A 22,687-nucleotide genomic window follows, 5' to 3' on the forward strand; every position below is an offset into this window, starting at 1 on the left:
ACTGCCGCCATAACATATCAAGGAAGAAGCACCGATGATTAAACTGACGCTTTATAACGATGCAGATGTGATAGTAAATGCGGACCTTATTGAGTCCGTGGAGCGCACTCCTGATACTTTAGTTACTCTGACGACCGGCAAGAAAATCATGGTGCGTGAGGCTGTTGAAGATGTTGTTTCAAAGGTAGTTTTTTACCGGCGTCTAATAGCCAAGAATCATAGAGTTTTTGGCGCAAAGGGTAATAGCTTGCTCAGAGCAGAAGTGAAAGGTTATGAGAGATGGACCTAGCGACTGTCGCAGGCCTCGCGTTGGCGTGGGGCGCACTTTTTTTGAGTTTGAGCCTGGAGGGTGGGTCACTTAAGGACCTGTTCAATGCCCCGGCGTTTGTGCTCGTGGTTTTCGGCACAATAGGCGCAACCACAGTAGGGTCGAGTGTGAGGACAATTGCATCCATACCCTCGATTCTCAAGAACGTGTTCATAAGCTCAAGTTTGAATCAATCTGAGGTTATTGACCTTATGGTTGGGTTCGCGAAGATAGCAAGGCGTGAAGGAGTATTGGCTCTCGATGAAGCAGCCAGAAAAATAAACAACAAGTTTTTGCAGAAGGGCGTTGAGTTGGTAGTTGACGGGACTCCCAGTGTGATGGTTCGCGAGATTATGGAGACCGAGATAGTTGCAATGCAGGATCGACACAAGATGGGAGAAACAGTGTTTACGACGCTTGGCGGTTTTTCACCTACCCTCGGCATCATAGGTACGGTCATGGGTCTGATCAGCATGCTGGCCAAGCTGAATGAGCCGGGGAAGATGGGACATGCGATAGCAGCCGCGTTTGTGGCAACTTTATATGGTGTAGCCTTTGCCAACCTGATATATCTGCCGATTGCAAGCAAGCTCAAATCTAAAACTGCAGATGAAGTGCTTACCTACGAGATGATTATTGAAGGTGTAATGTCGATTCAGGCGGGAGATAATCCAAGAATCGTCGAGACTAGAATGATGGCCTATTTGTCACCTACATTGAGAGCCAAAAGGGAGAAAGTAAAAGTCGAGCATATTCGAGAAAAGATGGCGGCATGAGGAAGAAGTCAGAAAATGAGGATCATGGAAATTTAGATCGCTGGCTGCTGACATATTCTGATATGATTACGCTGCTTATGGCGTTTTTCATAATGATGTATTCGATGTCAGTGCTCAACGTTTCCAAATTTCGCGAAGCTGCTTTCTCGATTCGTTCAGGCTTTGGTGGAATGATCAGGGGGCAAGGACAGTCACCGCTTGGAGCGAATGGTATGTTTGGTCCAAAACCCTCGGCTATCAATGGTGACACTGCGGGTGTGTCATGGAAAGTATTGAAGCCGCTGGTGAACTATATTGAAAGCAATTTAGGTGATGATAATACATCAATAGGTGAGGATCAGAGAGGTATTGTTATCGCAATCAATAGTGATGCAATGCTGTTTGATCCCGGCAGCTCGACAATCCGCGAGAAAGCGGTGCCGCTGCTAAATAAAATAGCAGGTACTTTGGCAAGGACAGATAATCTTGTACAAATAGAGGGGCATACATGCAATTTGCCGACAAACTCATCAAGGTATCCAAGCAACTGGGAACTGTCGACCGCCAGAGCAACGAATGTCCTGAGATATCTGGTTGAACGTAAAAAATTGCAGCCATGGAGGTTTGCCGCTGCAGGCTATGGAGATGTTCGGCCTGTTGCTATGAATAATACTGAAACCAATAGACGCAAGAACAGAAGGGTTGAGATAGTGATCCTGCGTCCCGATACTTTATACGGCAAGCAAGCAAAAGAGAGTCCGAGAAGGATCAGTGATCCTGTGGATTCGGTTATCCAAAGGAGTCTAGATTAATGGATAAGAGTGGTATGGGCAAGATGATAATGATCGTTGTAATTGGGGTTGTTGTCCTTCTTGGCGGAATAGGGTTTATGATGTTTAAAATGAAAGGGAATTCTGCGGCAAAGGTCGAGAAACCTCCAACGATGGAAATGCCGCTCGGAGATTTTGTTGTAAATCTTGCCGATACATCTCAGGTCAGGTATCTAAAAACTACTGTAATCCTTGAAGTAGAAGGAGCAAAGGCGAGTGGTGGTGGACATGGTGAATCAAGTGAACCTGATGCCCGCATCAGAGATGCCGCAATAGAAGTGCTCAGCAGTAAGACATTCGCGCAATTATCTCAGCCTGACGGCAAAGACAAGCTCAAAAAAGACATAATTAAAGCTGTTAATGAACGCCTCGAAGAAGGCAAGGCAGTGGAAGTGTATTTTAATGAATTCGCAATGCAGTAGAGCGCATTGCATTGGAGGTTAAGATATGGCAGACGAAGTGATTTCTCAAGCTGAAATTGAGGCTCTGATAAATGGAGCAGGTCAGGCAGCAGAAGCAGCATCAAGCAATGATGAACCTACAGCAGCAGCGGAGGCATCGGCTGAAAATGAAAATGCCGCATCTACTCCTGCTGAAGCGGAACCTGTGATAACTGTCAGTTCGGCCCCAGAGCCGGAAGTGCGTGCGGCAGCATTTACGCCGGTGGCCTCGGTATCGGGACCCGAACCGCGCAACGGCGTAGAGTTGATTATGGACGTGCGGTTGAATGTTGCTGTCGAACTGGGCAGATCCACACTCTCGGTTCGTGAAATTCTGGCATTGGGTCCAGGCAGAGTTGTTGAACTGGACAAGCACGCAGGTGAGCCTGTTGAAGTTGTCATCAACAACAAAACGGTTGCTCGTGGAGAAGTTGTTGTCATAGATGAGAACTTCGGTGTCAGGATAACCGAAATTGTCGGTACGAATGAAAGGCATGTCAATGCTAAGGCTGCATAAAATAGCTGGCATAGTAATTGCTGTAATAATGCTGCTTGCAGCAGGAATGCCTTCATTGGCTTCCGAGTCCGATATTCACAGATCGTCTCAGACGACGTCAGTGAATGCAAGTAGTGGTGAGCAGGACTTTCTTGCGTCGCTCGAAAAATCGGAACAGAAGCCTGCGGATGAAAAAGAAGCTCCGGTCTATGTGACGGCGTTGAGTTTCATCTTCAAGCTGGCATTGGTTCTTGCTCTTGCATATGGGACAGTGGTTGTCTTGAAGAAGTTTACCAACTTCAAGACTGCCGTAGGTGCGAATCAGGGTCGGATCAGAGTCATTGAGAACTCTGCTCTCGGAGCAAATAAGTCGCTTTATCTTGTAGCCGTAGGCACAAAGAGACTGCTTGTTGCATCGACTGCCAACCAGATCAGTCTGGTTGCGGAACTTGACCCCGAAGAGGTTGCCGATACTGAGGCGAATCTCCCCGGTGGTGACGAGCCTAAAGGTGGATTCAAGGATCAGCTTTCGATGTTTCTCGGCAACAAGACCGATACTACTGATAGCGCCAGGACTGTGGCTCAGATGCTCAGGGAATCGAACGTATTTTTGCAAGACAAAGTTAGGGAAGTAGGACGCTTCCGAAGGGCTTTTAGGGATGTTTGAGTCTCACCGAATTGGAAATTGGAGATTGGCTTTTTGGTTTGTTGTGGTAGGTATATTGCTGACAGGCCTGCCATGCTTTGCTCAAAGTGGAACTCCGGTGCCGAAGATAGACATTGGAGTGGGAAGTGCAAAGAGTCCCGAAGAGGTCTCAAGCAGTCTGCAGATTCTCTTTATATTGACAATTTTGTCCCTCGCACCCGCGCTGCTTATCATGCTGACATCATTTACGCGGATCATAATCGTGCTATCATTCACACGCAGCGCAATCGGTTCATCTCAGGTTCCACCAAACACTGTCCTTGTTGGTCTCGCTTTGTTTCTGACATTCTTTACGATGGCTCCCGTGTGGCAGCAGGTAAACTCAACTGCGCTCCAGCCATATATGAATCACAAGATAACATTCGATCAGGCTACGGGTAAAGCCACAGGTCCAATCAAGGATTTTATGTTGAAGCAGACCCGTCCAAAAGACATTGCGCTGTTTATTAACCTTTCCAAGTCACCAAGACCGCATACCAAAGACGATCTGCAGATGCATGTCCTGATACCGGCATTTCTTATCAGTGAACTCAAGACTGCATTCACAATAGGTTTTGTGATTTTTATCCCGTTCCTGGTGATCGACATGGTCGTATCAGTTACGTTGATGTCGATGGGTATGATGATGCTGCCGCCTGTAATGATATCTCTGCCGTTTAAGATATTGCTGTTTGTGCTGGTGGATGGATGGCACCTGATTGTTCGCTCACTGGCGCTGAGTTTTCACTGATGTGAGTATACTCAAAAAGAATAGTTATACCAATAGCCCGGAACAGCTTCCGGGCTATTTGCTTGTCTGATACAAAACTCCTGGCCTGAAAATTGCTATAACCACGCCTGGTGCAATAAGCAACGCACGACTCTTAACTCATAATGGAGTAAGCAAATGACTGATGCAGGAGTTCTCGATCTTGCGCAGCGCGCGGTTATGATAGCTCTTATGGTATGTGCCCCGGCCTTGGGGCTCGGAATGGTTGTCGGTCTGGTGGTGAGCGTGTTTCAGGCAGCCACTCAAATTCAAGAGATGACACTTACATTTGTGCCGAAGATATTGGCTGTCATGACAGCGCTTGTAATTTTCGGTCCATGGATGCTCAGGAGTATGGTGACTTTTACCACAAAGCTGTTTGTAAGCCTGCCCAATTTGGTGCATTGATGTGTGTGGGTCTGGCAACTTTTTGACTCGATTATGGATATCCTCGGATTCGGTATAGCTCAGATATTGACATTTCTGCTTGTGCTTGCGCGAGTGGGCGGCATATTCACTTCGGCGCCGATATTCGGAAACACGAATGTTGCGCCTATGGTGCGTATCAGCGTCGCGCTGGCTCTCACGTTCGTATTCCTTCCGATGGCACAGCCCTGGAGTGGCTCGTTTGATCTGTTGCCTTTCTTTTTTGCAATTATAAAGGAAGCCATGATCGGTGTGTTGATGGGCTTTCTGGCCTCGTTAATGTTTGCAGCGATCCAAATGGCCGGAGCTTATATCGACCTCTCTATGGGTTTGGGTTACGCCCAGGTGTTTGACCCGATGACAAAAAATCAAAACGCAGTGATAGGCCAGCTTCAAAACCTTGCAGCTACACTCGTATTCCTTGCAGTAAACGGACACCATGTGATGATCAGAGGCCTGGCTGACAGTTTTGCTATCCTGCCTTTGGGTCAGATGGGAATATCACCCGAGACAGGCGCAGGCATGCTGGAGATATTCGGGACAATATTTATTGCTGCTTTGAGAATAGCTGCCCCTGTGGTTGGGGCAATCTTCCTCACTGACGTAGCGCTGGGTATTCTTGCCCGAACTGTTCCACAGCTCAATGTTTTTATCGTGGGATTCCCGGCAAAGCTCACTGTCGGTCTTGTTGTTACAATAGCTGTTCTGCCGGTTGCGGTGGGTGTCATGGTCGGTTTGTTTAGTGGAATGCATAACGACATCATTGCTCTACTCAGGCATCTGAGGGTTTAGCGCATGGCACTTGAGGACAGAACCGAGTCGGCAACCCCGCGCAGACGCAAAGAAGCTCGTGAGGAAGGGCGAGTTACGCGCAGCGTAGAGCTAAATTCCGCTCTGGTCCTGCTTACATCACTCATAATTTTACGGACAACTGGTCCCATGGTCGTTGGTCGACTTCGCGGTCTGGCGATAGAGTCTTTCACTAATTTTCCAACGCATGACCTTGTGATCGGCGATGTTAGTTCCAAGGTGGTACGGTTATTGCTGGGGGTAGGTCCGGCGATTGCTCCACTCATATTGGGGGTGGCTGTCATCGGATTTGTGGCGAATGTCCTGCAAGTCGGACTATCACTCTCTGGCAAAGCGCTGCAGTTCAAGCCTGACAGGCTGAACCCCCTTTCCGGTTTGACGCGTATGTTTTCGATGCAGGCTGGAGTGGAGTTGGCAAAGTCTGTAGCCAAAATCGCAATCATAGGATACATTGTCTACTCGTTCATTCGAGATAAGTATACCGAGATATCGAGTTTAGCTGGTGCGTCGTACTTTACTACTTGCTCAGCAATTGGTCAACTGGTATGGCAGGTGCTGCTTCGAGCTGCAATTGCGCTTTTTATAATAGCCGCGCTCGACTATATGTATCAGCGCTATCAGTTTGAAAAAAGCATAAAGATGACCAAGCAGGAAGTCAAGGAAGACATGAAGCGATCTGAAGGCGACCCGCTGATAAAGAGCAAGATCCGCCAGAAACAGCGCCAGATGTCTCAGAGAAGAATGATGCGCGAGGTGCCTAAGGCGGATGTGGTTGTTACCAACCCAACGCACTTTGCAGTTGCGCTGAAATACGATTCAGAGAAGAGCAGCGCGCCGATTGTAGTCGCGAAAGGACAAGACCTTATTGCCAGGCGTATAAAGGAAATCGCTCAAGAGAGCAATGTTCCGATTGTGGAGAATGTCCAGTTAGCCAGGGCGCTGTATGCATCGGTGGAGATCGGCGATGAGATTCCGACCGCACTTTACCAGGCGGTAGCTGAAGTTCTGGCATATGTATACAAACTCAGCATAAAGCTGAGAAGATAGTTATAAAGTCAAAAAGTCTGAAAGCTGAGGCACTTTGGACTGAACTATTAGGGTGAATAATGGCTGTAGCAGTTCCACAACAACAGGATAAGTCTGCATCACCACTTGGTGCGCTGACACGTCACAGCGATGTCGCAATCGCGGCTGTGGCAGTTATGATCGTCGGAATGATGATCCTGCCGCTGCCGCACTGGCTCTTGGACCTGCTGCTTTGTGCAAACATTGCACTTGCACTGTCTATACTGCTGGTCTCGATGTATACCTCCGAGCCGCTTCAGTTCAGCTCATTTCCATCACTGCTTCTGATGACGACCCTATTCAGATTGTCGCTGAATGTATCTGCAACCAAACTGATTCTTTTGCATGCCGATGCCGGGGCTGTCATATCGGCATTTGGTTCAGTCGTGGTCGGAGGCAATTATGTAGTCGGTATAGTCGTTTTCATAATTCTGGTCATAATCCAGTTCGTGGTCATTACAAACGGTGCAGGCCGCGTAGCTGAAGTTGCAGCCAGGTTTACGTTGGATGCTATGCCAGGCAAACAGATGGCCATTGATGCAGACCTTAACGCCGGTATAATTGATGAGAAAGAGGCACAACAGCGGCGCAAAAATGTTGGACGTGAAGCCGACTTCTATGGGGCCATGGATGGTGCCACCAAGTTCGTGCGCGGTGACGCAATCGCAGCCATCATCATGATTATTGTCAACATACTGGGTGGGTTTGTCGTTGGTATAGCTCAGCGTGGGATGGACATCATGCAGGCTCTGCAGACTTATACGCTACTTACTATTGGTGAGGGTCTGGTAACTCAAATTCCTGCGCTGCTTATCTCTACTGCAACAGGCTTGATGGTGACCAAGAACGGCTCTGAAAAGAGCTTGGGCTTTGAACTTATGAGCCAGATTTTTTCCAGACCGAAGGCTATTGCGATCACTGCATGCGTTTTTGGCGTGCTTGTTGTTGTGCCGGGAATGCCAAAAATCCCACTGCTGTTTGCTGCCGCACTTGTCGGATTGGTAGCATATTTCCTGTCTCAAAATGATAAGAAGTCTGCTGCCGAAGCCGCTAAAGCCAAGGCTTTGAAAGCTGCGACTCCTGCACCTACCACACCAGAGTCTATGACTGATCTGATAGGTGTCGATCCTCTGGCACTGGAGGTCGGTTATGGATTGATACCGCTTGCCGATCCCAAGCAGGGTGGTGAACTGCTGGATCGCATCACGATGATTCGTAAACAGTCGGTCATTGATATGGGCGTTTTGGTTCCGGCCATACGGGTGCGCGATAATGTCCAACTTGGTGCCAATGAATATGTGTTGAAATTACGCGGCACTGAAATCGCACGTGGAGAGGTATTCCTCAATCAATATCTTGCAATGAACCCCGGTGGAGCCACTGAAAAGCTCAACGGGATTGAGACAGTGGAGCCGGCATTCAGTCTTCCGGCTACCTGGATATCGGAATCGCAGAAGATGTTTGCTGAGGTGGCGGGATATACTGTTGTCGACCCGACGACTGTGTTGGTCACTCATCTTACGGAACTTGTCCGCAAACACGCGGCTCAACTGCTTACCAGGCAGGAGACTCAGCAGCTTCTTGATGCTGCTAAGGAAGAAGCACCGACTGTGGTCAGCGAGCTTATTCCCGATGTTATGGGCATCGGTGACATTCAAAAAGTATTGCAGAACCTGCTTGCCGAGAGAGTGTCGATACGTGATATTGTCGCTGTGCTCGAAGCTCTGGCTGATTTTGCAGGGGCTACTAAAGATACGGATATTCTGACGGAATACACACGCCAGCGTCTTGCGCTTGCAATATGCAGGCAGCATCAGGGTCCTGACGGCAAGATCACCGTATTCGGGCTGCACCCGAGTGTGGAGCAGATAATCACTGACAATATTCGCCAGACAGAACTTGGAGCGCGGTTGATTCTCGATCCGGGGCTGGTACAGGAATTGCTATCAGCAATACGTGTTCAGGTAGAGAACCTGACTGAGCGGGGATTTGCTCCCATAGTGCTGTGCTCACCAAGGACAAGGATGCACGTGCATGGACTGGTCGAGCAGTCATTCTCCAATCTTACGGTTCTCTCATACGCGGAAATTGCGCCTGAGATCAATGTTGACTCTATAGGAATGGTGAAGCTTAAAAATGCGAATTAAGACTTTTGAAGCTCCGACTATGCAGGAAGCACTTGTGCTGGCCAAGATGGAACTGGGCGACGACGCTGTTGTGCTCAACTCCAAGCATGTGAAAGCCGGTGGTTTGCTTGGTCTGGGCGGCCATGGAAAAGTGGAGCTTATGGCAGCCATTGAAGATACAACTGAGAGCAGAGAGCAGAGAGCAGAGAGCAAAGAGTGGAATGCTGAAAATGGAATGTCTAAAGCGGTCCCACAGACGATTCCAACTGCGGCGCCTTTGGCTGCAAAGCTCTATGGCTCAACAGCAGTTGCAACTGATGGCGGATCGGATATCAGCCAGCTTCGCAGTGAACTGAAAGAACTCAGTGCAGTTGTGGAAAGGCTTTTGGCTGGGCAGACTATCCAAAGCCCATCGACAGGCTGTAATGATTCTCTGTTGGTCAGATGCGGAGTGGATGAGGAAATTGCGCGGGGAGTGCTTTCCGATCTGCTTCCTATAGAAGACCCGACACAGCTTGCATCTATGCTTGCAGCCAAAATGCAGGGGTTTGCGACACCGATCGAGCTTGATAAACGCCAGGTGATCGCGGTAGTCGGCCCAACTGGTGTGGGGAAAACCACCACACTGGCGAAACTTGCCGCAAAGTTCTCACTGGAGCAGGGCAAGAAAGTCGCGCTGGTTACGGCGGATACATACAGGATCGGCGCTGTGGAGCAGCTCAGGACGTATGCCCGGATTATGGGTGTGCCGCTCGAAATAGCTCTCTCACCGGAAGAAGTGGCTGCAGGCATTGCCAAGCACCAGGACAAAGATGTCGTGCTGATCGATACTGTAGGACGCAGCCAACGCAGTGACGAGCATATTCAAGAGCTTAAGGCATTTGTGGATGCAGCATCGCCGACTGAGACACATCTGGTGATAGCAGCATCGCTGGCTCCTGAGATACAGCGGGAAGCGATAGAGAAGTTCAAGGTCCTTTCGCCGACCAGACTCATAATCACTAAGTTGGATGAATCGCCCGGCAGAGGATGTGTGGTCAATTTGCCTCTGCGGACTGGGCTTGGTGTTTCATGCCTCACGGCGGGGCAGAATGTCCCACAGGACATAGATTTTGCCGATGCGGGCAAGATGGCCCGAGTAGTTTTGGAGGTTGTTTGATGCTTGATCAGGCTGAGGCTTTAAGGGAGCTTGTTCGAGACAGGGTTATGTGCTGTGGGTCAAGTTTGCGACCCCCGAAGCTCTACACAATCGCCGTGACAAGCGGCAAGGGTGGGGTAGGCAAGACCAGTGTTGCTGTAAATCTTGCGCTGCTGCTAGCCCGTTCAGGACGGCGAGTGCGGCTGGTTGATGCCGACTTCGGTTTGTCCAATGCGGAAGTGCTGCTGGGTATAGCGCCCAAATATACACTCAACGATGTCCTTCGAGGCAAAGTGGACGCGTCCGATGCATGGTGTGATGGGCCTGAGGGTCTAAAACTGCTTTCGTCAGGTTCAGGTCTTGAGGATATGGCAAATCTGGATGGCCAAGCTGGTGTCAGTCTTATCGATCTGGTTCTGCGGACGGCAGCCGATGGTGAGATTGTCATAATCGATACTTCACCCGGGATCAGCGACTCGGTTTCTTCCATCCTGGCTTTTGCCGATGAGGTGATGGTAATAACCACGCCGGAGCCGACATCTATCACTGATTCGTATGCCGCAATGAAAGTGCTGGTCTCAAGGCTTCCGGATTCTCAGATCACGCTTGTTGCCAACTGCTGTTCATCTCCTGCGCAGGCCGGCGCGGTAGCGGACGGATTGAAGACTGTTTGCGAGCGTTTTCTCGGCAGGAGTTTCCAGAGATATGAATATTTGCCCAGCGATGGCACGGTTGGGTGGGCAATACGCACGCAAAAACCTCTAGTCTTGTCATCGCCTCAGTGTGCGGTCGGACCGTGGCTGCGGAAGATGGCGATCAAGCTGGATGACAGGATTCACAGACACGAATTTATATCATCTCCTATAGAAATGGAACTGGTAGGAGCGTAGTATGATCCAGTCCGTGTGGAAATTGATAAGTCTGCTGATAGGGCTGGTTGTTTTTCTGAGTGTCGGCATGGTGTTATGGATGGCCGGTGAGGACTTGCTATGGATAGTGATGAAGTCCATAGGTGCATTCTTTGTCTGCTGGATAATTTTGGGCCAGTTGGGCGGCATGCTGGTGGCTGTGTTAAAAAACTCTGCTCAGGAAGAGAAGAGCGAGTCAAAAGAAGTAATCAGAGAGGTTGATTGACCATGGTTCAACGAGAGAGACTGTGGCGCGAGTACAAACAAAATGGAAGTGAGCAGGCAAGGGACGGCCTCATCACCGAGTATGCCTACCTGGCGAAATATGCAGTCGACCGTCTCAATCTGTCTCCCTCAGGCGCGCTCAGCTATGAAGACCTGATCGGTCATGCAGTGGTTGGGCTCATAGATGCCATAGAAAAGTTTGACCCGGACCGGAATGTCAAATTTGAGACCTATGCGCTGACCCGGATTAGGGGTGAAGTGATTGATGTTATCAGGAGTCTGGATTGGACCCCCCGGTCCGTGCGCAAGAACGAGACGATACTGCGTGACGCATATGCACGTCTCGAAATGCAGTTACAGCGTCCACCAACCGATACTGAAGTCGCTCAGCATCTCGAGATTGAAGTTGTCGAGCTTGAGAAGATGCTTGCTGATGTCGGGCAATCCGCTCTGCTTTCGCTCGATGAGATGATTGCCAGCGGCGGCGACATCCTTGCCCGAGGCGATGACGAATATGACGACCCGGCATCATGTGCTGAGCGTGCTGAGCAAAAAAGGTTACTCATCAGGTCGGTCGATGAGCTTCCAGAACGTGAAAAGCAGGTTGTCGCTCTCTATTACTACAAAAATTTGACCCAAAAAGAAATTGCGGCAGTCCTTGGAGTTACCGAATCGCGCGTATGTCAGATACATACCAAAGCTGTTCTCAGGCTCTCTGGTAAGCTCTCAAGAACATCAGCATGCTTTGCAATGGCAGCTTAGTCAAGGCTGGATCAAAAGAGGGGTTTGATGGTGCCGGATGGAAGTCCAATCGGCACCATCTATATTTAGCTAGAAGCTCAATAGGTTCTGGTTTGCACTGAATCCGCCTCCACTCATACTGGCTTTTATCGAACCTTTGGATACCAGTTGACTGTCAACTTCCAACTCAGCGCTCATAGATGCAGGCCCAAGACTGGCCTTACTCTCAGCCTTGCTGGTGTAGCTTTCTTTATATGTTCCATTTTCAAAGTCCCACTGACTTGTTTGTTTTATGATGTCTACTTTGCTCTCCAGTTTGGCTCCCATTCCGAACACTTTGATGCCGACTTCAGCCTTGGCTGAGATTCCTGTTGATGTTTCGAGCTTACTGTTTATCATATCGACCTTTAGTGTCCCGGTTGGTCCAAAGGCCCAAGCTGTAAACTCGATTGTGCCAGGGGTGATTTTGAGCCCAAGGAATTCACCTGCGACCTCGAATTCCAAATGTTCACCAATCCAGCTTACCCAGTCTTCCTTTGGTTTGTCGAAATCACGCAGATAGCCGGGTTTCTTCTCTTTGGCTTCCATTTCCGCTTGCCGAATCGCAGCTTGCAGTGCTGCTTCTTCTTCCTCAGTCGGTCCAAGATAGGTGAATGTCCCACCTATTGCGGCGCTGCCGGTTGTCCGGATAGCATAGGTCATAAAGAAGTCCTTGACCCTGTAATATTCCCGTTCCATAACTTTCGGCTCATGCATATTCTTCACGTAGAGCATGCTTGCTTTCCAGTAATTATCCATGGCCGGCTTCATCTTCTGGGCATAACAGGGCATATATAGATTGACCCACTGCTTGTAGTAATTAAGGCCGATCTCATTGACTTTCTTCTTGTGGCGAAGCATCTCTCTGCGACAGGGTATGTCTTTGTCACCGTGTGGGTGCGAGGGTTGGTTGTGTTCTTCTTGAAGCTTGTCCCATATTTGCTGATGGTATTTGGCTTCTTCCTCTATTTTCTTGTTGTAGACTTGAAGAATATCTGCCTCTTTTGCAGAATAGTCCTGCATCAGGCGGAAGATATACTGTTCATGCGAGTTTGAGACTTTTACGTAGTTAGCGTAGTTCATCTGTGCATAAGGCGCACCGCTGTCAAAACCGGGGAGAGTATCCATCTTAACCGGCTGATTGCTTAGTTTTACTCCCTGCTGGCTTGCAGCACTTTTTAGTGCCGCCTCAGCTTTACTAATGTCGGCTTTGCTCAGGCCGGGAACATTTTTCATATATTCCAGAGCCTGGCGCGCACTTTCCATTGAGTCTGCCATTTCTTTCTTTGCGCCTTTGAGAGCTTTCGCTTCCCTTTGCTGCTCACTCTCGACTCCAGTTATGCCATATTTATCTTTAACCCTGGTCTTTTCATATTCTACATATCGCTCATTAACTGCCTGAACCCAGGCTCCCACAATCGGCAGGTTTTCAGTATAGGTTTGATTTGTGCTGGTATTGATCTGAGGAAGCCGAGGCATAACCATACGTTCGCTGTCTATCAATTTGCCATACTTATCTCTGATCTGCCGGGCTACATCAGGAAATGCGTCTTCAATTAAATCTGCTGTGGTGAAGGGCACGCACTCAGCCAGGACATTGGTCTTGGTCTCCATTTGTGCGGTGGAATCTTCGGTTTCAACCGTATGCTCCTCGACAACCTCGTCCTTGGGTTTGGCAGCTTTTCTTACCACACCCACAAACTCAGCAGCTTTCTTCATACACTCCACCATCTTTGTGGTGTTTTTCTTTTTGTACCAGTAGTATGCCAAAGTATGGTATGCACTTCGATTGTCCGGTTCCAGCCTTACAATGCGGTCGAGCAGCGTTTTTGCCCGGTCATCCTTATCCGTATCAAGGCAGGCATTTGCCAGGTTAAGCATAGCAAGTGTGCTTTCTGGCGAAAGGTGCAGAGTGTATTCCAGCGCCGTTACTGCATCTGTGTATTTACTGTATGTGTGGAGAGCAGAGCCGAAGAGATTGGTTGTACGCGAATTGTCCGGAGCATATTTCACGAGATAAGCAGATGCCGTGGTTATGGCGTCGACTGAGTTCAAGCCTGCCAGTTGTATGGTCAACTGGCTTACGAAATCATCGATGGTCTCAGCTTGTTTGGATGGTATAGTCTTTAGTGATTCCAGGCGGAACTTCATCTGAGAAATTGTCTGTCTGTTCTCGATCTCAAGCTTTGGTTCGAGGAACTCGATATATTTGTCCGCAAGCGCGAGTATATCTTGTCTTGTGACCTGTCTCTCCGTTTTTGGCTTTATAGTTGTGGATTTCTTGCCTGCAGCCACTGAGGACAAAGCAGCAGTACAAAATAAAAACGTGAATACAAACGCAGCAAACCTTCTCATCAATATAGCTACCTCCCAAAACGTGTTTCAGAGGTATGTTCTACATCTATTGATGAGATTACTTCTTTGATCAAAATATATAACGGGGATTGAGCTACGGTGTTGACTCTGTGATATCGCTGCTGGACCGCGTGCGTATGGCTGCCGATAACGTAGCTGGATTGCTCTCGTCTATAAAGCAGATGCCTGTTACACAGATATACTTGCCTGCATATTGGTCCATGCTCGTTCCATAGACACGAATGCCCTGGTTACCATCTGCATCTGTTCGAGACGAGCCATCATTGATTGTTACCCAGAGTCCATCCGGACCGATGACACGGACCTGGCCAAATGTCCTTACGAGCAGGCCGACATTATTGAGTCCAGTGCAATCGGCACACCCCCTCATGTATCCAATATCACCACCACCGACTGCTTTGTTATTTAATGCCAGCGGCTTGGGTGGATCAGGGGTACCTGTGTGATGACTCCAGTAACAGTCGCCAATAGTGAGGTTAAAATCATTTAGATCGCGTTTGCCGCACAACGTCACCGTTTTGCCTAAAGTGGGGAAAGTGCCATCATATGGGTTGACTCTTACTGCCGCGGTTCGGTTGCTGTTTTGAACATAGAAACAATCGCCAAACACCGCTGATACCACACCGTCTACCTTACAGTAGATATCAGTCGGCGATTCACGCAATTCGGTGATGTTGTTGAGCGACTCGACATCGGGGACAAGCGTCCACTGATACTGCTGCGACGGCAGAGAATAGCTCTTGATTTGAGGTGTGTCGTCGATTACGTCAAGAGTGAGAGTGGAACTCGGACTGGCAAGAGCACCAGGGTGAATAATCATATAAGTTCCCATGCCTATCTGCACATTGTCCAGTTTCCAGGTTTTGGTTAAATATTGCCATCCATTGCCGAGTGCTTCGAATGTTGTGGGCGAGGGCATAGTAAAAGTTCCTTCACCTGGCGAAATAGCATCAATCAGAGGGGCGATGGTATGAGCCTTCATCACGTGTGCTTCTTGGCATACAGGACAAAATTCTACACCCATTGTCCTCATGCCGCAGTTCATCATAGGTCTGTAGATACCAAGCGAATATGTGAATGCTCCCTCGAACAGGCCAACACTCTTGCTATATATGTCAGCTAATGGCGTTGGGACGGGCGTGTTCGGATCGATCCACGCCTTCCATTTTATTGAAGATGGGTTCGTAATTGTCGTCACATTAGGATTGGAAGGCTCCGGGCCTATGTAAGATGTAGGGTTGCCTTCATACTCTTCTTCAAGGTTTGCGAATGTGTGCCCGAGTTCGTGTATTATGATGTCGGTCATCGCTGCATTATTTGATGTTACGGCTGCATTGTGTCCCGAACCGCCATATAACGAATCGTTTACAATGACAATCGCTACATCGTATTTCGGAATGGAGCCGGACAGGACAGATGTTACTGTGTTGAAATTAACAGTCAGGCATTCCTGGATGCCATTAGTGCCGTAGGTCGCATCAAAAACAGTATTGACATATTGATTCAGCCATGGCTTGTCAGCACCACTCTGGCTCGATATCATAGGAATTACGTAGATATTGATGGAGTTGGCATACGTGTTCCAAGGGGGTGTAGTCAATATCTTGTTGGCTACGGCTATTGCATCGGTTGAAAATTGAGTCTGATCGTTTATTGTATATCCATCGCCCGTGATTGCGATCACAATTCGCATGCTGTCGGAGCCTGTATCCCAATACTTGCCAAATGACGCATAAATTGCATTGTTGCTACAGATGATGAGCGCAAGAACGGCGAATGACACATTGAACTTTTTTCGCCATGAATTGATCTTCTGAATGCAGTTAGCAGCTTTGCTCACAACTTCTCTCCCTTGATGTGTGATCGCAAGATGACGCTATGTTTACATGCCAGAGTTATACCATGCTCATTACTTTAAGTCAATGGCTATTTGGCTGGGTTTAGGAAGTGTCTACATAGATGTGCAAAGGTGTCCATACCTATTGTGGTAGTGTGTTGAGGTATCTATTTATGTGTCTAGCATTATCACATCGACTGCATCACCGCGCTTTAGTGTATCAACTTCTGAGTGGATGGTCATTATCGAATTTGCAAAATCGCACATTTGCTTATTGTTGGAAGGGAGCGGGCGTGTTTCATAGCGTCCCCTTTTATATGTTGTGATGGATCGAATGTAATGTGTATGGCCGGGGTTTAGGCGAAGTGGCTTTCCAAGTGTTGCGCTGACAGTTTTTCTGTCAATCTCGATGCGACCAAGCGATTTCAAGAGTGCAGGTCTAATTAGTGCTTCAAACGATTCCAGTATGTTTGCGCTGGAGATTACAAAAACAGGACGTCCTTCTACCATTCCAAATGCCGTGGCCAGTCCAGGCGAAATGTGAACGCCTGTAAACCGAACATCGCCCAGGTTTGCAGTGGCGTTTACAGCAATTTCGTGTTTATCCTTCTCGCTGAGCGATACGATTATTATTTCTGAGTCCAGACTCTCTGATATAGCCTTTTCAATGCCGATTCTCCCGTCTTTGACGTGAATCAGTCGTCCCAATTCGCAGCCTGCTTCCATAATCATACCGACGATCTCGTAGCGAGCCTTGTTTCTTATCTTGCCCGGCTCCAAATTTTCGATAATCTCTACAACATCTGCGCCTGTGGTTATGATTGCGACTCGCGGTTTTCGCCTGACGCATATACCAGGCCTTCCAATATGTGCCAATAGCGACATTTCATTTGGTCCGACGACAGTTCCTTTTGGAATCAGAATTGCGTTTTGTTGATCGGGCGATGTGGTTGATTGGATGTTGCAATCGGGTTTGACTTCAGCCAGTATTAACACCTCAGGTCCGCCATCCGGTCTGTATGCCTGCTCTAATGGCACAACCGTGTCAGCGCCCATGGGCATGCAGTCGCCATGATGCACGACAATAGCTGTGCCCGACTTCAATTCTTTTCTCTGAGACGCTGATTCTGTTAAGATACCAAGGCTGCATGGGTGCTTCTTGCTTGCGCCTACAGTATCAGATGAGTTTACTGCGTATCCATCGATCAAAACGATATCGCGCATATTCGGGCTCGCATCATCAATTATTGACTCTGCCATCGTTCTGCCGAATGTATTTATAATACCAGCTTGCTCGGTCCCTGTTTCGTTGATTGATTCGAGCACACAACTGCGAGCGCACTCAAGCTCGAATACGTTGCCGTGCGTTATCTCTGATCCGATCACTCTATTGCCTCAGATGCGGCTTTGTTTCCTGCGCTAGTCTTGTCCAATGCTTTCCTCTACATCGACCACGGCGTCTTCGTCAAGGTCAAGAACCAGTTCCTCGATTGCTTCCTTAACGTCACCTTCCGTGACCCGTTCCCCAGACTCAGGAGACCAGTCGATCGTTACAATAAATTTCTGCCCAATTATCTCTTCCACAAGTGATCCTCCTTATCCACTTGTTTAGGATTAGCGATGCAAGTTGTACCGCATACTGATAATTCTCCAATGTGTATGCAATTAACCTTCACGAATTTTGTTTTTTAACAAAACTATCAGTTAACTCGCCTCTCTGATTCGATTTCCAGCACCTTTCCAAATGCTTTCCGATCGGCGCCAGTCATTGGGCGGACTTTGGCGTATTTAATGGTATCATTCTTCTTAATTGAAGTAATTACATCCATTCCCCGTATCACTCTACCGAATACTGCATAATCATAATCGAGATGCGGCATAGGCTCGATGAGTATATAAAAGACGCTGACGGCGCTGTTAACAGGCTTTTTTCGAGCCATTCCAACTGCTCCTTTGGTATTGGTCAGCCCGTCGGCCAGCTCTCTTGGGATAGTATTTATCGGTTTTTTTGTTTTTGCCAGTGCTGTCTGAATCAACAAATTGGGCACAACTCGCTCGAATTTGACACCGTTATAAGAGCCTTCTTTGGCAAGATCGGCGATTCTCTTAGTTGATTTCGGACAGTCTTTCTCGAATAACACGAAGTCGATCTCGCCTTTGGTCGTGTGCAGTTCCACCACGCGACCAGGCGTCATGGTTGCTTTTTTTTGCGGCACTTGCGGAGGTGGCTTAACAGCTTCTTCAATCGTTGGTTTGATTTGTGTGTTGGCAAGCCAGTTGTATGAAACAACCATTGCTGCCAGCAGAACTACTACAATAAGCCATTTTTTCATTGCGCTGAAACTACCTCTTTGTTTTTATTATAGATTATAACATCACTGGCTATATTCACGCCCGGTTGACTATACGCGCCGCTGTGCGAGAGTGTGCCCATATTTGGCGGATCAGCAATAATTAATGCAAATAGGCAATGATGAACTCTCATTTCAGTCTAGATTACTGTATGCAATATGGTTTATGAACCTCATGATGTGGAGGGATAAGGACATGAAATGCGTAAAATTGATGATAATCTGTCTGGCGTTGTGCATTGCATTGACCTCACAGGTGATATGTGAACCAAGCGTCCAAAAAGTGAGCAGCAAGTCTCAGATAGACTGGACAGACCTGTTATATACCGCAACTGGTGAGGGTGTTATTCCGTCAAGTAAGGAAGAGCCAAGCAGTGCCAGAGCCTATCTCAAAGCAAAAGGCTATGCCAGAATGCAGGCGATCACAAACTTGCTGACCGCCATTGAGGGCACGACCATAAGTTTCGAGGCAACAGGCAAAGATTACATGGAAGAAGCGATTATCCGGCAGAGGGTTGAGGGGTACGTCAGAAACGTCGAGGTGATCGATGAACGCAAGGAGCAAATCGGGAGCGACACATTGGTGATTGTTACTGTTCGCGCACCGATGTATGGACAGTATGCTCCGGGTTCGGTTCTTTTGAGCCAGGCTCTGAACGAGGAAGCTAAGCCAGATGATGTAAAAGTGTCTCTTACCGCCGATATCAGGCCGGAGGATGCTGATGCTCCAACTTCCGTGAGGCCGTCGGTTGATGGTGAGCCTTATACATGTGTGATTTTCAACACGGTTGGTTATAAACTCGACAGATGTATGAGTCCGAAGATCCGCAGGATAGATGGTTCGGAGGTGTGGGGAACTATCAGAGTGGACCAGAATTTTGTTCTGGAACATGGAATTGCGTCATATGTGACCTCGATGGCGGAGGCTTTGAAGAATTCGCGATGCGGAGCAAATCCATTGATTATAAGGGCTATCGGTAAAGCCGGCGGACGGTTCAATTCAGACCTGGTTATATCGGATGCTGATGCTCAAGCGCTTCTGGCTGAAAATGCAAAATGCGGATTTCTGGACAAACTCAACGTAATTATTGTTGAAGACGGCAGGCTATGATATTCGTCATATGACGAAACCTCGCATTCGTACGAGTTTGAAATTGCACATAAGCAAGGAACAACAGGTTTGTAATATACCTGACTGACTTGCGAGGGTAAGATGTGCAGCTTGTTTATGAGAGAGGTGGGGGCAATGGCTAAATTTGGATTGTGCGTGTTGTGCTTTATCTTGAGCGTATCATCGACTATCCCGGTGTGGGCGGAGGGTGAGCAGGATGGAGTTGCGGCAAGCAACACAGCCGATAATCCAAGTATTGATTTAGCGAAACCTTCCGAGCCGGGGAAGCCTTATACTTCGTTGATTATCGATGCCTGTGGTTTGAACCTCAAGAGATGCATGAGCCCCAAGATAAAACAGACGGACGGAAAGGAAGTATGGGGCACTGTCAAGGTAGATATAGACTTCATTGAGGAACATGGACTGGTTGCCTACGCAAAGTCTATGGAAGACGCAAAGAAAAATGACCGGTGTGGATCAAATCCGATGATAGTAAAAGCGCTGCGTATCGACGGCAGAGCTTATTCCGACCCGGTAATCGCGGACGGTGATGCGAAGCTGCTTATTGAAGAAAATTCAAAAGGCAAGTTTTTGGACAAGTTTGATGTGATATTTCTTTTGTGCGATAAAACGGACTGATATTCAGGTTGATCAATAATAAATGCCTGGGAAATTCTCTCGCCCAGGCTGAGAATCTCCTGGCAAAACGCAAGTTGGATATGCGTCTTGCCAGGAGATTTTGTTTTACGTGGCGCTTTTCTTTGCCTGTTTGGCATCTCGTTCAATTGTTTTGAGCAGTCTAACATTTGCTTTGCGGTAAAAGTCGTGATCACAATATTTAAGTGCCATTTTTGCATGGTACACTGCACGATCATAGTTGTGCATCCTATACCCATACATAATCGCAGCAATCTGGTGCAAACTCCATTCCTTTGGGTTGTAATATATCCCTTCGCGAAGATATTTGATTGCTTCGCGGTTGTCTTTACGTCCGTCCGCATAAAGATATGTCCCAACTGCATAGGCTTCAGGAAAGTGTGGGTCGAGTTTGGTAATCAGCCTTACTAGACCCAGAAGCTCATCATCCTTCGTCCAGTCTTTGCCATGCATAATATATTCATGATGATACTGTTCTGCCTTGATCCATAACAGATTGGCAAATACCGTGCGAAACTCTCCCGCGAGCATATATACGGAGGAAGTGTCTGAGTCCATGTCCGTTTTCGGCCTGCACGAGACACAATCGTTTTCAATTATGCACATCCCTGAGAAAAGCATCACCATCAATCCGGCTATAATCAACTTATGCTTCATCGGTCTGCCTTTCTCTTTTGCATCAGTTTGCCTGCTGCGATTATTGCAAGAGTCAAAACAGCCATCATCCCAAGCTGGAAATGGATCTCACCGATATATGCGTGCGACTGCCAGTGATGCCCCAATTCTTCAGGACCGCCGTGTGCCATTACTCGAATAGGCATAAGAGAGATAATGCAAATAAACAGGGATTTCAGATGCTTCATTGGTTATATCTCCTTGCGGGAGAAGTTGAGTGTGCCGAGCGCCAGCACAAATGCCGCATAGCACACACCATATATGGCGACCTGCAGCAGATATGTCGTCGGGATCGAGTCATTGTGCACGAGCGCTGCCTTCAGATTGAAGCACTCAAGGTTCGGCAGTATATGATAGACTCCCGAATAGCATATTCTTACAAGTGTGCTGCCCGTACGCTCGATCATGCCTCCGAAATAGCCTATCTTGACTGATCCGCATACATAAATCAGGAAGCTTACCAGTGATGTGACGGCGGGGCTGGCGACTGTCGACAGAGACGTCGCTATTGCGGCTATGATTGCAACTTCCAGCAATGCGAATCCTGTTGCCATTGGCAGAAAAGTGTCAATACTGTGCTGGTATGAATAGATCAGCACGGCAAATACCATAGCCATTACGACTACTCCCATGGCCACCGTCAAAAACGTGCCGAGGAACTTGCCTGCCACATACTGCGCACGGCTGATCGGACGGGCTGCTATGGGCTGAAGTGTGCGCTGTTCAACGTCGTTTGGTATGCCTGTCGAGCCGAGCGCAATAGCCAATGCGGCGCCGCCGAAGAGTATGCAGCTCATGCACAGGTCTTTTAGTATTTTGAGCTTGGTCCCCTCAGTGAAGATCGACAGAAGTGTCGACCCTGCGATGACAGTGAGCATCAGTAGGCAGAGCACATGAAATATTTGCTTACGGCTGTTTTCCAGCAGTGTCATCTTTGCAATAATCCAGATTCTTCTCATTTTCCTATCCTCATGCGGCCAGCCGCAAAAATGCTTCTTCGAGTGATTCTCTCTGTGTCTCAATCCTGCTGACCGAAATATTCCGACCCTCAAGGATGTGCATAACATTGTATAAGTCTGTTGGGTCAATCTTTATCAGTGCATAGTCCCTGCTGCGCTCGACAGATGCGCCAATAAACTTGAGCCTGTCGCGCATCTCTTCATCCAGTGGCTCGGTCTGGACGATCACATGCGAATTGGAGCTTCGGACGCTGTCAGGAGCGCCGAGCGCCACCAGCTTGCCTTGCTTCATGACTGCAACTATATCGCACACATTTTCTATTTCGCTCAGCAAATGAGAGCTTAGGAAGATGGTCTTGCCCTCGTTTCTGAGTTCGATCAATAGATCACGGACATAGCGCCGGCCTATAGGGTCCAGCCCGGACGTAGGTTCATCGAGTATCAGGAGTTTTGGGTCACCGACAATAGCCTGCGCCAGTCCGACTCTCTGTGTGAGTCCTTTTGAGAGCTTCGAGATAGGGATTTCGGCGTATTCGGCGATGCCTGCGCGTTCGAGACATGTCATTGCGCGCTTCTTCGAACTATGACGATCCACTCCGGCCAGCCCGGCGTGCATGCTCAGCACCTCGATAGGCTTTAGGAACTTGTGAAAATATGGCTGTTCAGGCAGATAGCCTATTAGATTGCGTGTTGCCGGATAGTTGGTAGATCTGCCGAAGATACTTACACTTCCCCGTGTCGGCCTGACAAAATCGAGGATCATCTTTATGGTCGTCGTTTTGCCTGCACCGTTGGGTCCGAGAAATCCAAAGATTGCTCCTTCGGGAACTTCGATTTCCAGTGAATCGACTGCTGTTTTCGCGCGGTTTTTATTGCCGAGGCTGTAGATTTTGGTTAGGTCTTGTGCTCTTATCGGCTGCATTGTATATGTTGTCCTTGCATACGGAGATATTGTTTCCGT

General features: G+C 48.2%; 26 protein-coding genes. 17 read left to right on the forward strand and 9 right to left on the reverse strand.

The window, feature by feature from the left end; all coding sequences use genetic code 11:
• Positions 1–34: 34 nt before the first annotated feature.
• The 15 genes from LLG46_13240 (at position 35) to LLG46_13310 (ending at position 11,742) form a co-directional block, all read left to right on the forward strand.
• A complete protein-coding gene (locus LLG46_13240) occupies positions 35–289 on the forward strand; it encodes a flagellar FlbD family protein (GenBank protein ID MCE5324261.1) in 255 nt (84 codons plus the stop codon).
• A complete protein-coding gene (locus LLG46_13245; GenBank protein ID MCE5324262.1) occupies positions 280–1,083 on the forward strand; it encodes a flagellar motor protein in 804 nt (267 codons plus the stop codon). Before LLG46_13240 ends, LLG46_13245 begins: the two co-directional genes overlap by 10 nt.
• The gene (locus LLG46_13250; protein ID MCE5324263.1) at positions 1,080–1,874 is read left to right on the forward strand and encodes an OmpA family protein; all 795 of its coding nucleotides are present in this window, start codon (positions 1,080–1,082) and stop codon (positions 1,872–1,874) included. The genes LLG46_13245 and LLG46_13250 overlap by 4 nt, the downstream gene beginning before the upstream one ends.
• Complete coding sequence (locus LLG46_13255; GenBank protein MCE5324264.1) at positions 1,874–2,314, forward strand: flagellar basal body-associated FliL family protein; 441 nt, start codon at positions 1,874–1,876, stop codon at positions 2,312–2,314. The genes LLG46_13250 and LLG46_13255 overlap by 1 nt, the downstream gene beginning before the upstream one ends.
• Before the next feature lie 25 nt (positions 2,315–2,339).
• Positions 2,340–2,849 carry a flagellar motor switch protein FliN gene (gene fliN, locus LLG46_13260; GenBank protein ID MCE5324265.1) on the forward strand — a complete coding sequence of 170 codons (510 nt, stop codon included), beginning with the start codon at positions 2,340–2,342 and terminating at the stop codon, positions 2,847–2,849.
• A complete protein-coding gene (gene fliO / locus LLG46_13265; GenBank protein MCE5324266.1) occupies positions 2,833–3,495 on the forward strand; it encodes a flagellar biosynthetic protein FliO in 663 nt (220 codons plus the stop codon). The genes fliN and fliO overlap by 17 nt, the downstream gene beginning before the upstream one ends.
• Positions 3,496–3,520: 25 nt before the next feature.
• Complete coding sequence (gene fliP, locus LLG46_13270) at positions 3,521–4,264, forward strand: flagellar type III secretion system pore protein FliP (GenBank protein MCE5324267.1); 744 nt, start codon at positions 3,521–3,523, stop codon at positions 4,262–4,264.
• A gap of 156 nt (positions 4,265–4,420) precedes the next feature.
• Entirely contained in the window at positions 4,421–4,690 is a 270-nt protein-coding gene (gene fliQ, locus LLG46_13275; protein MCE5324268.1) for a flagellar biosynthesis protein FliQ, read from the forward strand.
• A 3-nt stretch (positions 4,691–4,693) separates the two neighbouring features.
• Positions 4,694–5,500: a flagellar type III secretion system protein FliR gene (fliR, locus tag LLG46_13280; GenBank protein ID MCE5324269.1), complete on the forward strand. Its 807-nt coding sequence runs from the start codon at positions 4,694–4,696 to the stop codon at positions 5,498–5,500.
• A 3-nt stretch (positions 5,501–5,503) separates the two neighbouring features.
• Entirely contained in the window at positions 5,504–6,565 is a 1,062-nt protein-coding gene (flhB, locus tag LLG46_13285; protein MCE5324270.1) for a flagellar biosynthesis protein FlhB, read from the forward strand.
• A gap of 59 nt (positions 6,566–6,624) precedes the next feature.
• Positions 6,625–8,730, forward strand: a complete 2,106-nt coding sequence (gene flhA, locus LLG46_13290) for a flagellar biosynthesis protein FlhA (protein MCE5324271.1) — start codon at positions 6,625–6,627, stop codon at positions 8,728–8,730.
• Complete coding sequence (gene flhF / locus LLG46_13295) at positions 8,720–9,868, forward strand: flagellar biosynthesis protein FlhF (protein MCE5324272.1); 1,149 nt, start codon at positions 8,720–8,722, stop codon at positions 9,866–9,868. Before flhA ends, flhF begins: the two co-directional genes overlap by 11 nt.
• A complete protein-coding gene (locus LLG46_13300; GenBank protein MCE5324273.1) occupies positions 9,868–10,737 on the forward strand; it encodes a MinD/ParA family protein in 870 nt (289 codons plus the stop codon). The genes flhF and LLG46_13300 overlap by 1 nt, the downstream gene beginning before the upstream one ends.
• Position 10,738: 1 nt before the next feature.
• A complete protein-coding gene (locus tag LLG46_13305; GenBank protein ID MCE5324274.1) occupies positions 10,739–10,981 on the forward strand; it encodes a hypothetical protein in 243 nt (80 codons plus the stop codon).
• Between the two features lie 2 nt (positions 10,982–10,983).
• Positions 10,984–11,742 carry a FliA/WhiG family RNA polymerase sigma factor gene (locus LLG46_13310; GenBank protein ID MCE5324275.1) on the forward strand — a complete coding sequence of 253 codons (759 nt, stop codon included), beginning with the start codon at positions 10,984–10,986 and terminating at the stop codon, positions 11,740–11,742.
• 69 nt (positions 11,743–11,811) lie between these two features.
• Here LLG46_13310 and LLG46_13315 read toward each other — a convergent pair whose 3' ends face one another.
• The 5 genes from LLG46_13315 to LLG46_13335 form a co-directional block, all read right to left on the reverse strand.
• Positions 11,812–14,115 (reverse strand): tetratricopeptide repeat protein, encoded by a 2,304-nt coding sequence (locus tag LLG46_13315; GenBank protein MCE5324276.1) that lies wholly within the window; start codon positions 14,113–14,115, stop codon positions 11,812–11,814.
• Positions 14,116–14,209: 94 nt separating this feature from the next.
• Positions 14,210–15,976: a M64 family metallopeptidase gene (locus LLG46_13320; GenBank protein MCE5324277.1), complete on the reverse strand. Its 1,767-nt coding sequence runs from the start codon at positions 15,974–15,976 to the stop codon at positions 14,210–14,212.
• 168 nt (positions 15,977–16,144) lie between these two features.
• A complete protein-coding gene (locus tag LLG46_13325) occupies positions 16,145–17,359 on the reverse strand; it encodes a hypothetical protein (GenBank protein ID MCE5324278.1) in 1,215 nt (404 codons plus the stop codon).
• A 33-nt stretch (positions 17,360–17,392) separates the two neighbouring features.
• Positions 17,393–17,557, reverse strand: coding sequence for a hypothetical protein (locus LLG46_13330; GenBank protein MCE5324279.1), 165 nt, complete (start codon positions 17,555–17,557; stop codon positions 17,393–17,395).
• 116 nt (positions 17,558–17,673) lie between these two features.
• Positions 17,674–18,306 (reverse strand): peptidylprolyl isomerase, encoded by a 633-nt coding sequence (locus LLG46_13335; GenBank protein ID MCE5324280.1) that lies wholly within the window; start codon positions 18,304–18,306, stop codon positions 17,674–17,676.
• A 214-nt stretch (positions 18,307–18,520) separates the two neighbouring features.
• Between LLG46_13335 and LLG46_13340 the strand changes: the two genes are divergently transcribed.
• Together LLG46_13340 and LLG46_13345 are read left to right on the forward strand one after the other, a co-directional pair.
• Positions 18,521–19,435 carry a hypothetical protein gene (locus LLG46_13340; GenBank protein ID MCE5324281.1) on the forward strand — a complete coding sequence of 305 codons (915 nt, stop codon included), beginning with the start codon at positions 18,521–18,523 and terminating at the stop codon, positions 19,433–19,435.
• 135 nt (positions 19,436–19,570) lie between these two features.
• A complete protein-coding gene (locus tag LLG46_13345) occupies positions 19,571–20,074 on the forward strand; it encodes a hypothetical protein (protein ID MCE5324282.1) in 504 nt (167 codons plus the stop codon).
• 105 nt (positions 20,075–20,179) lie between these two features.
• Here LLG46_13345 and LLG46_13350 read toward each other — a convergent pair whose 3' ends face one another.
• Genes LLG46_13350 through LLG46_13365 form a run of 4 tightly spaced genes read right to left on the reverse strand, consistent with a single transcriptional unit; the run spans position 20,180 to position 22,648 of the window.
• The gene (locus LLG46_13350; GenBank protein ID MCE5324283.1) at positions 20,180–20,749 is read right to left on the reverse strand and encodes a hypothetical protein; all 570 of its coding nucleotides are present in this window, start codon (positions 20,747–20,749) and stop codon (positions 20,180–20,182) included.
• The gene (locus LLG46_13355; GenBank protein ID MCE5324284.1) at positions 20,746–20,955 is read right to left on the reverse strand and encodes a hypothetical protein; all 210 of its coding nucleotides are present in this window, start codon (positions 20,953–20,955) and stop codon (positions 20,746–20,748) included. The genes LLG46_13350 and LLG46_13355 overlap by 4 nt, the downstream gene beginning before the upstream one ends.
• Positions 20,956–20,958: 3 nt before the next feature.
• Positions 20,959–21,726: an ABC transporter permease subunit gene (locus LLG46_13360; protein ID MCE5324285.1), complete on the reverse strand. Its 768-nt coding sequence runs from the start codon at positions 21,724–21,726 to the stop codon at positions 20,959–20,961.
• Between the two features lie 10 nt (positions 21,727–21,736).
• Positions 21,737–22,648, reverse strand: coding sequence for an ABC transporter ATP-binding protein (locus LLG46_13365; GenBank protein ID MCE5324286.1), 912 nt, complete (start codon positions 22,646–22,648; stop codon positions 21,737–21,739).
• Between the last annotated feature and the right edge of the window lie 39 nt (positions 22,649–22,687).

The organism is bacterium (assembly GCA_021371935.1).
Classification (GTDB): domain Bacteria; phylum Armatimonadota; class UBA5829; order UBA5829; family UBA5829; genus UBA5829.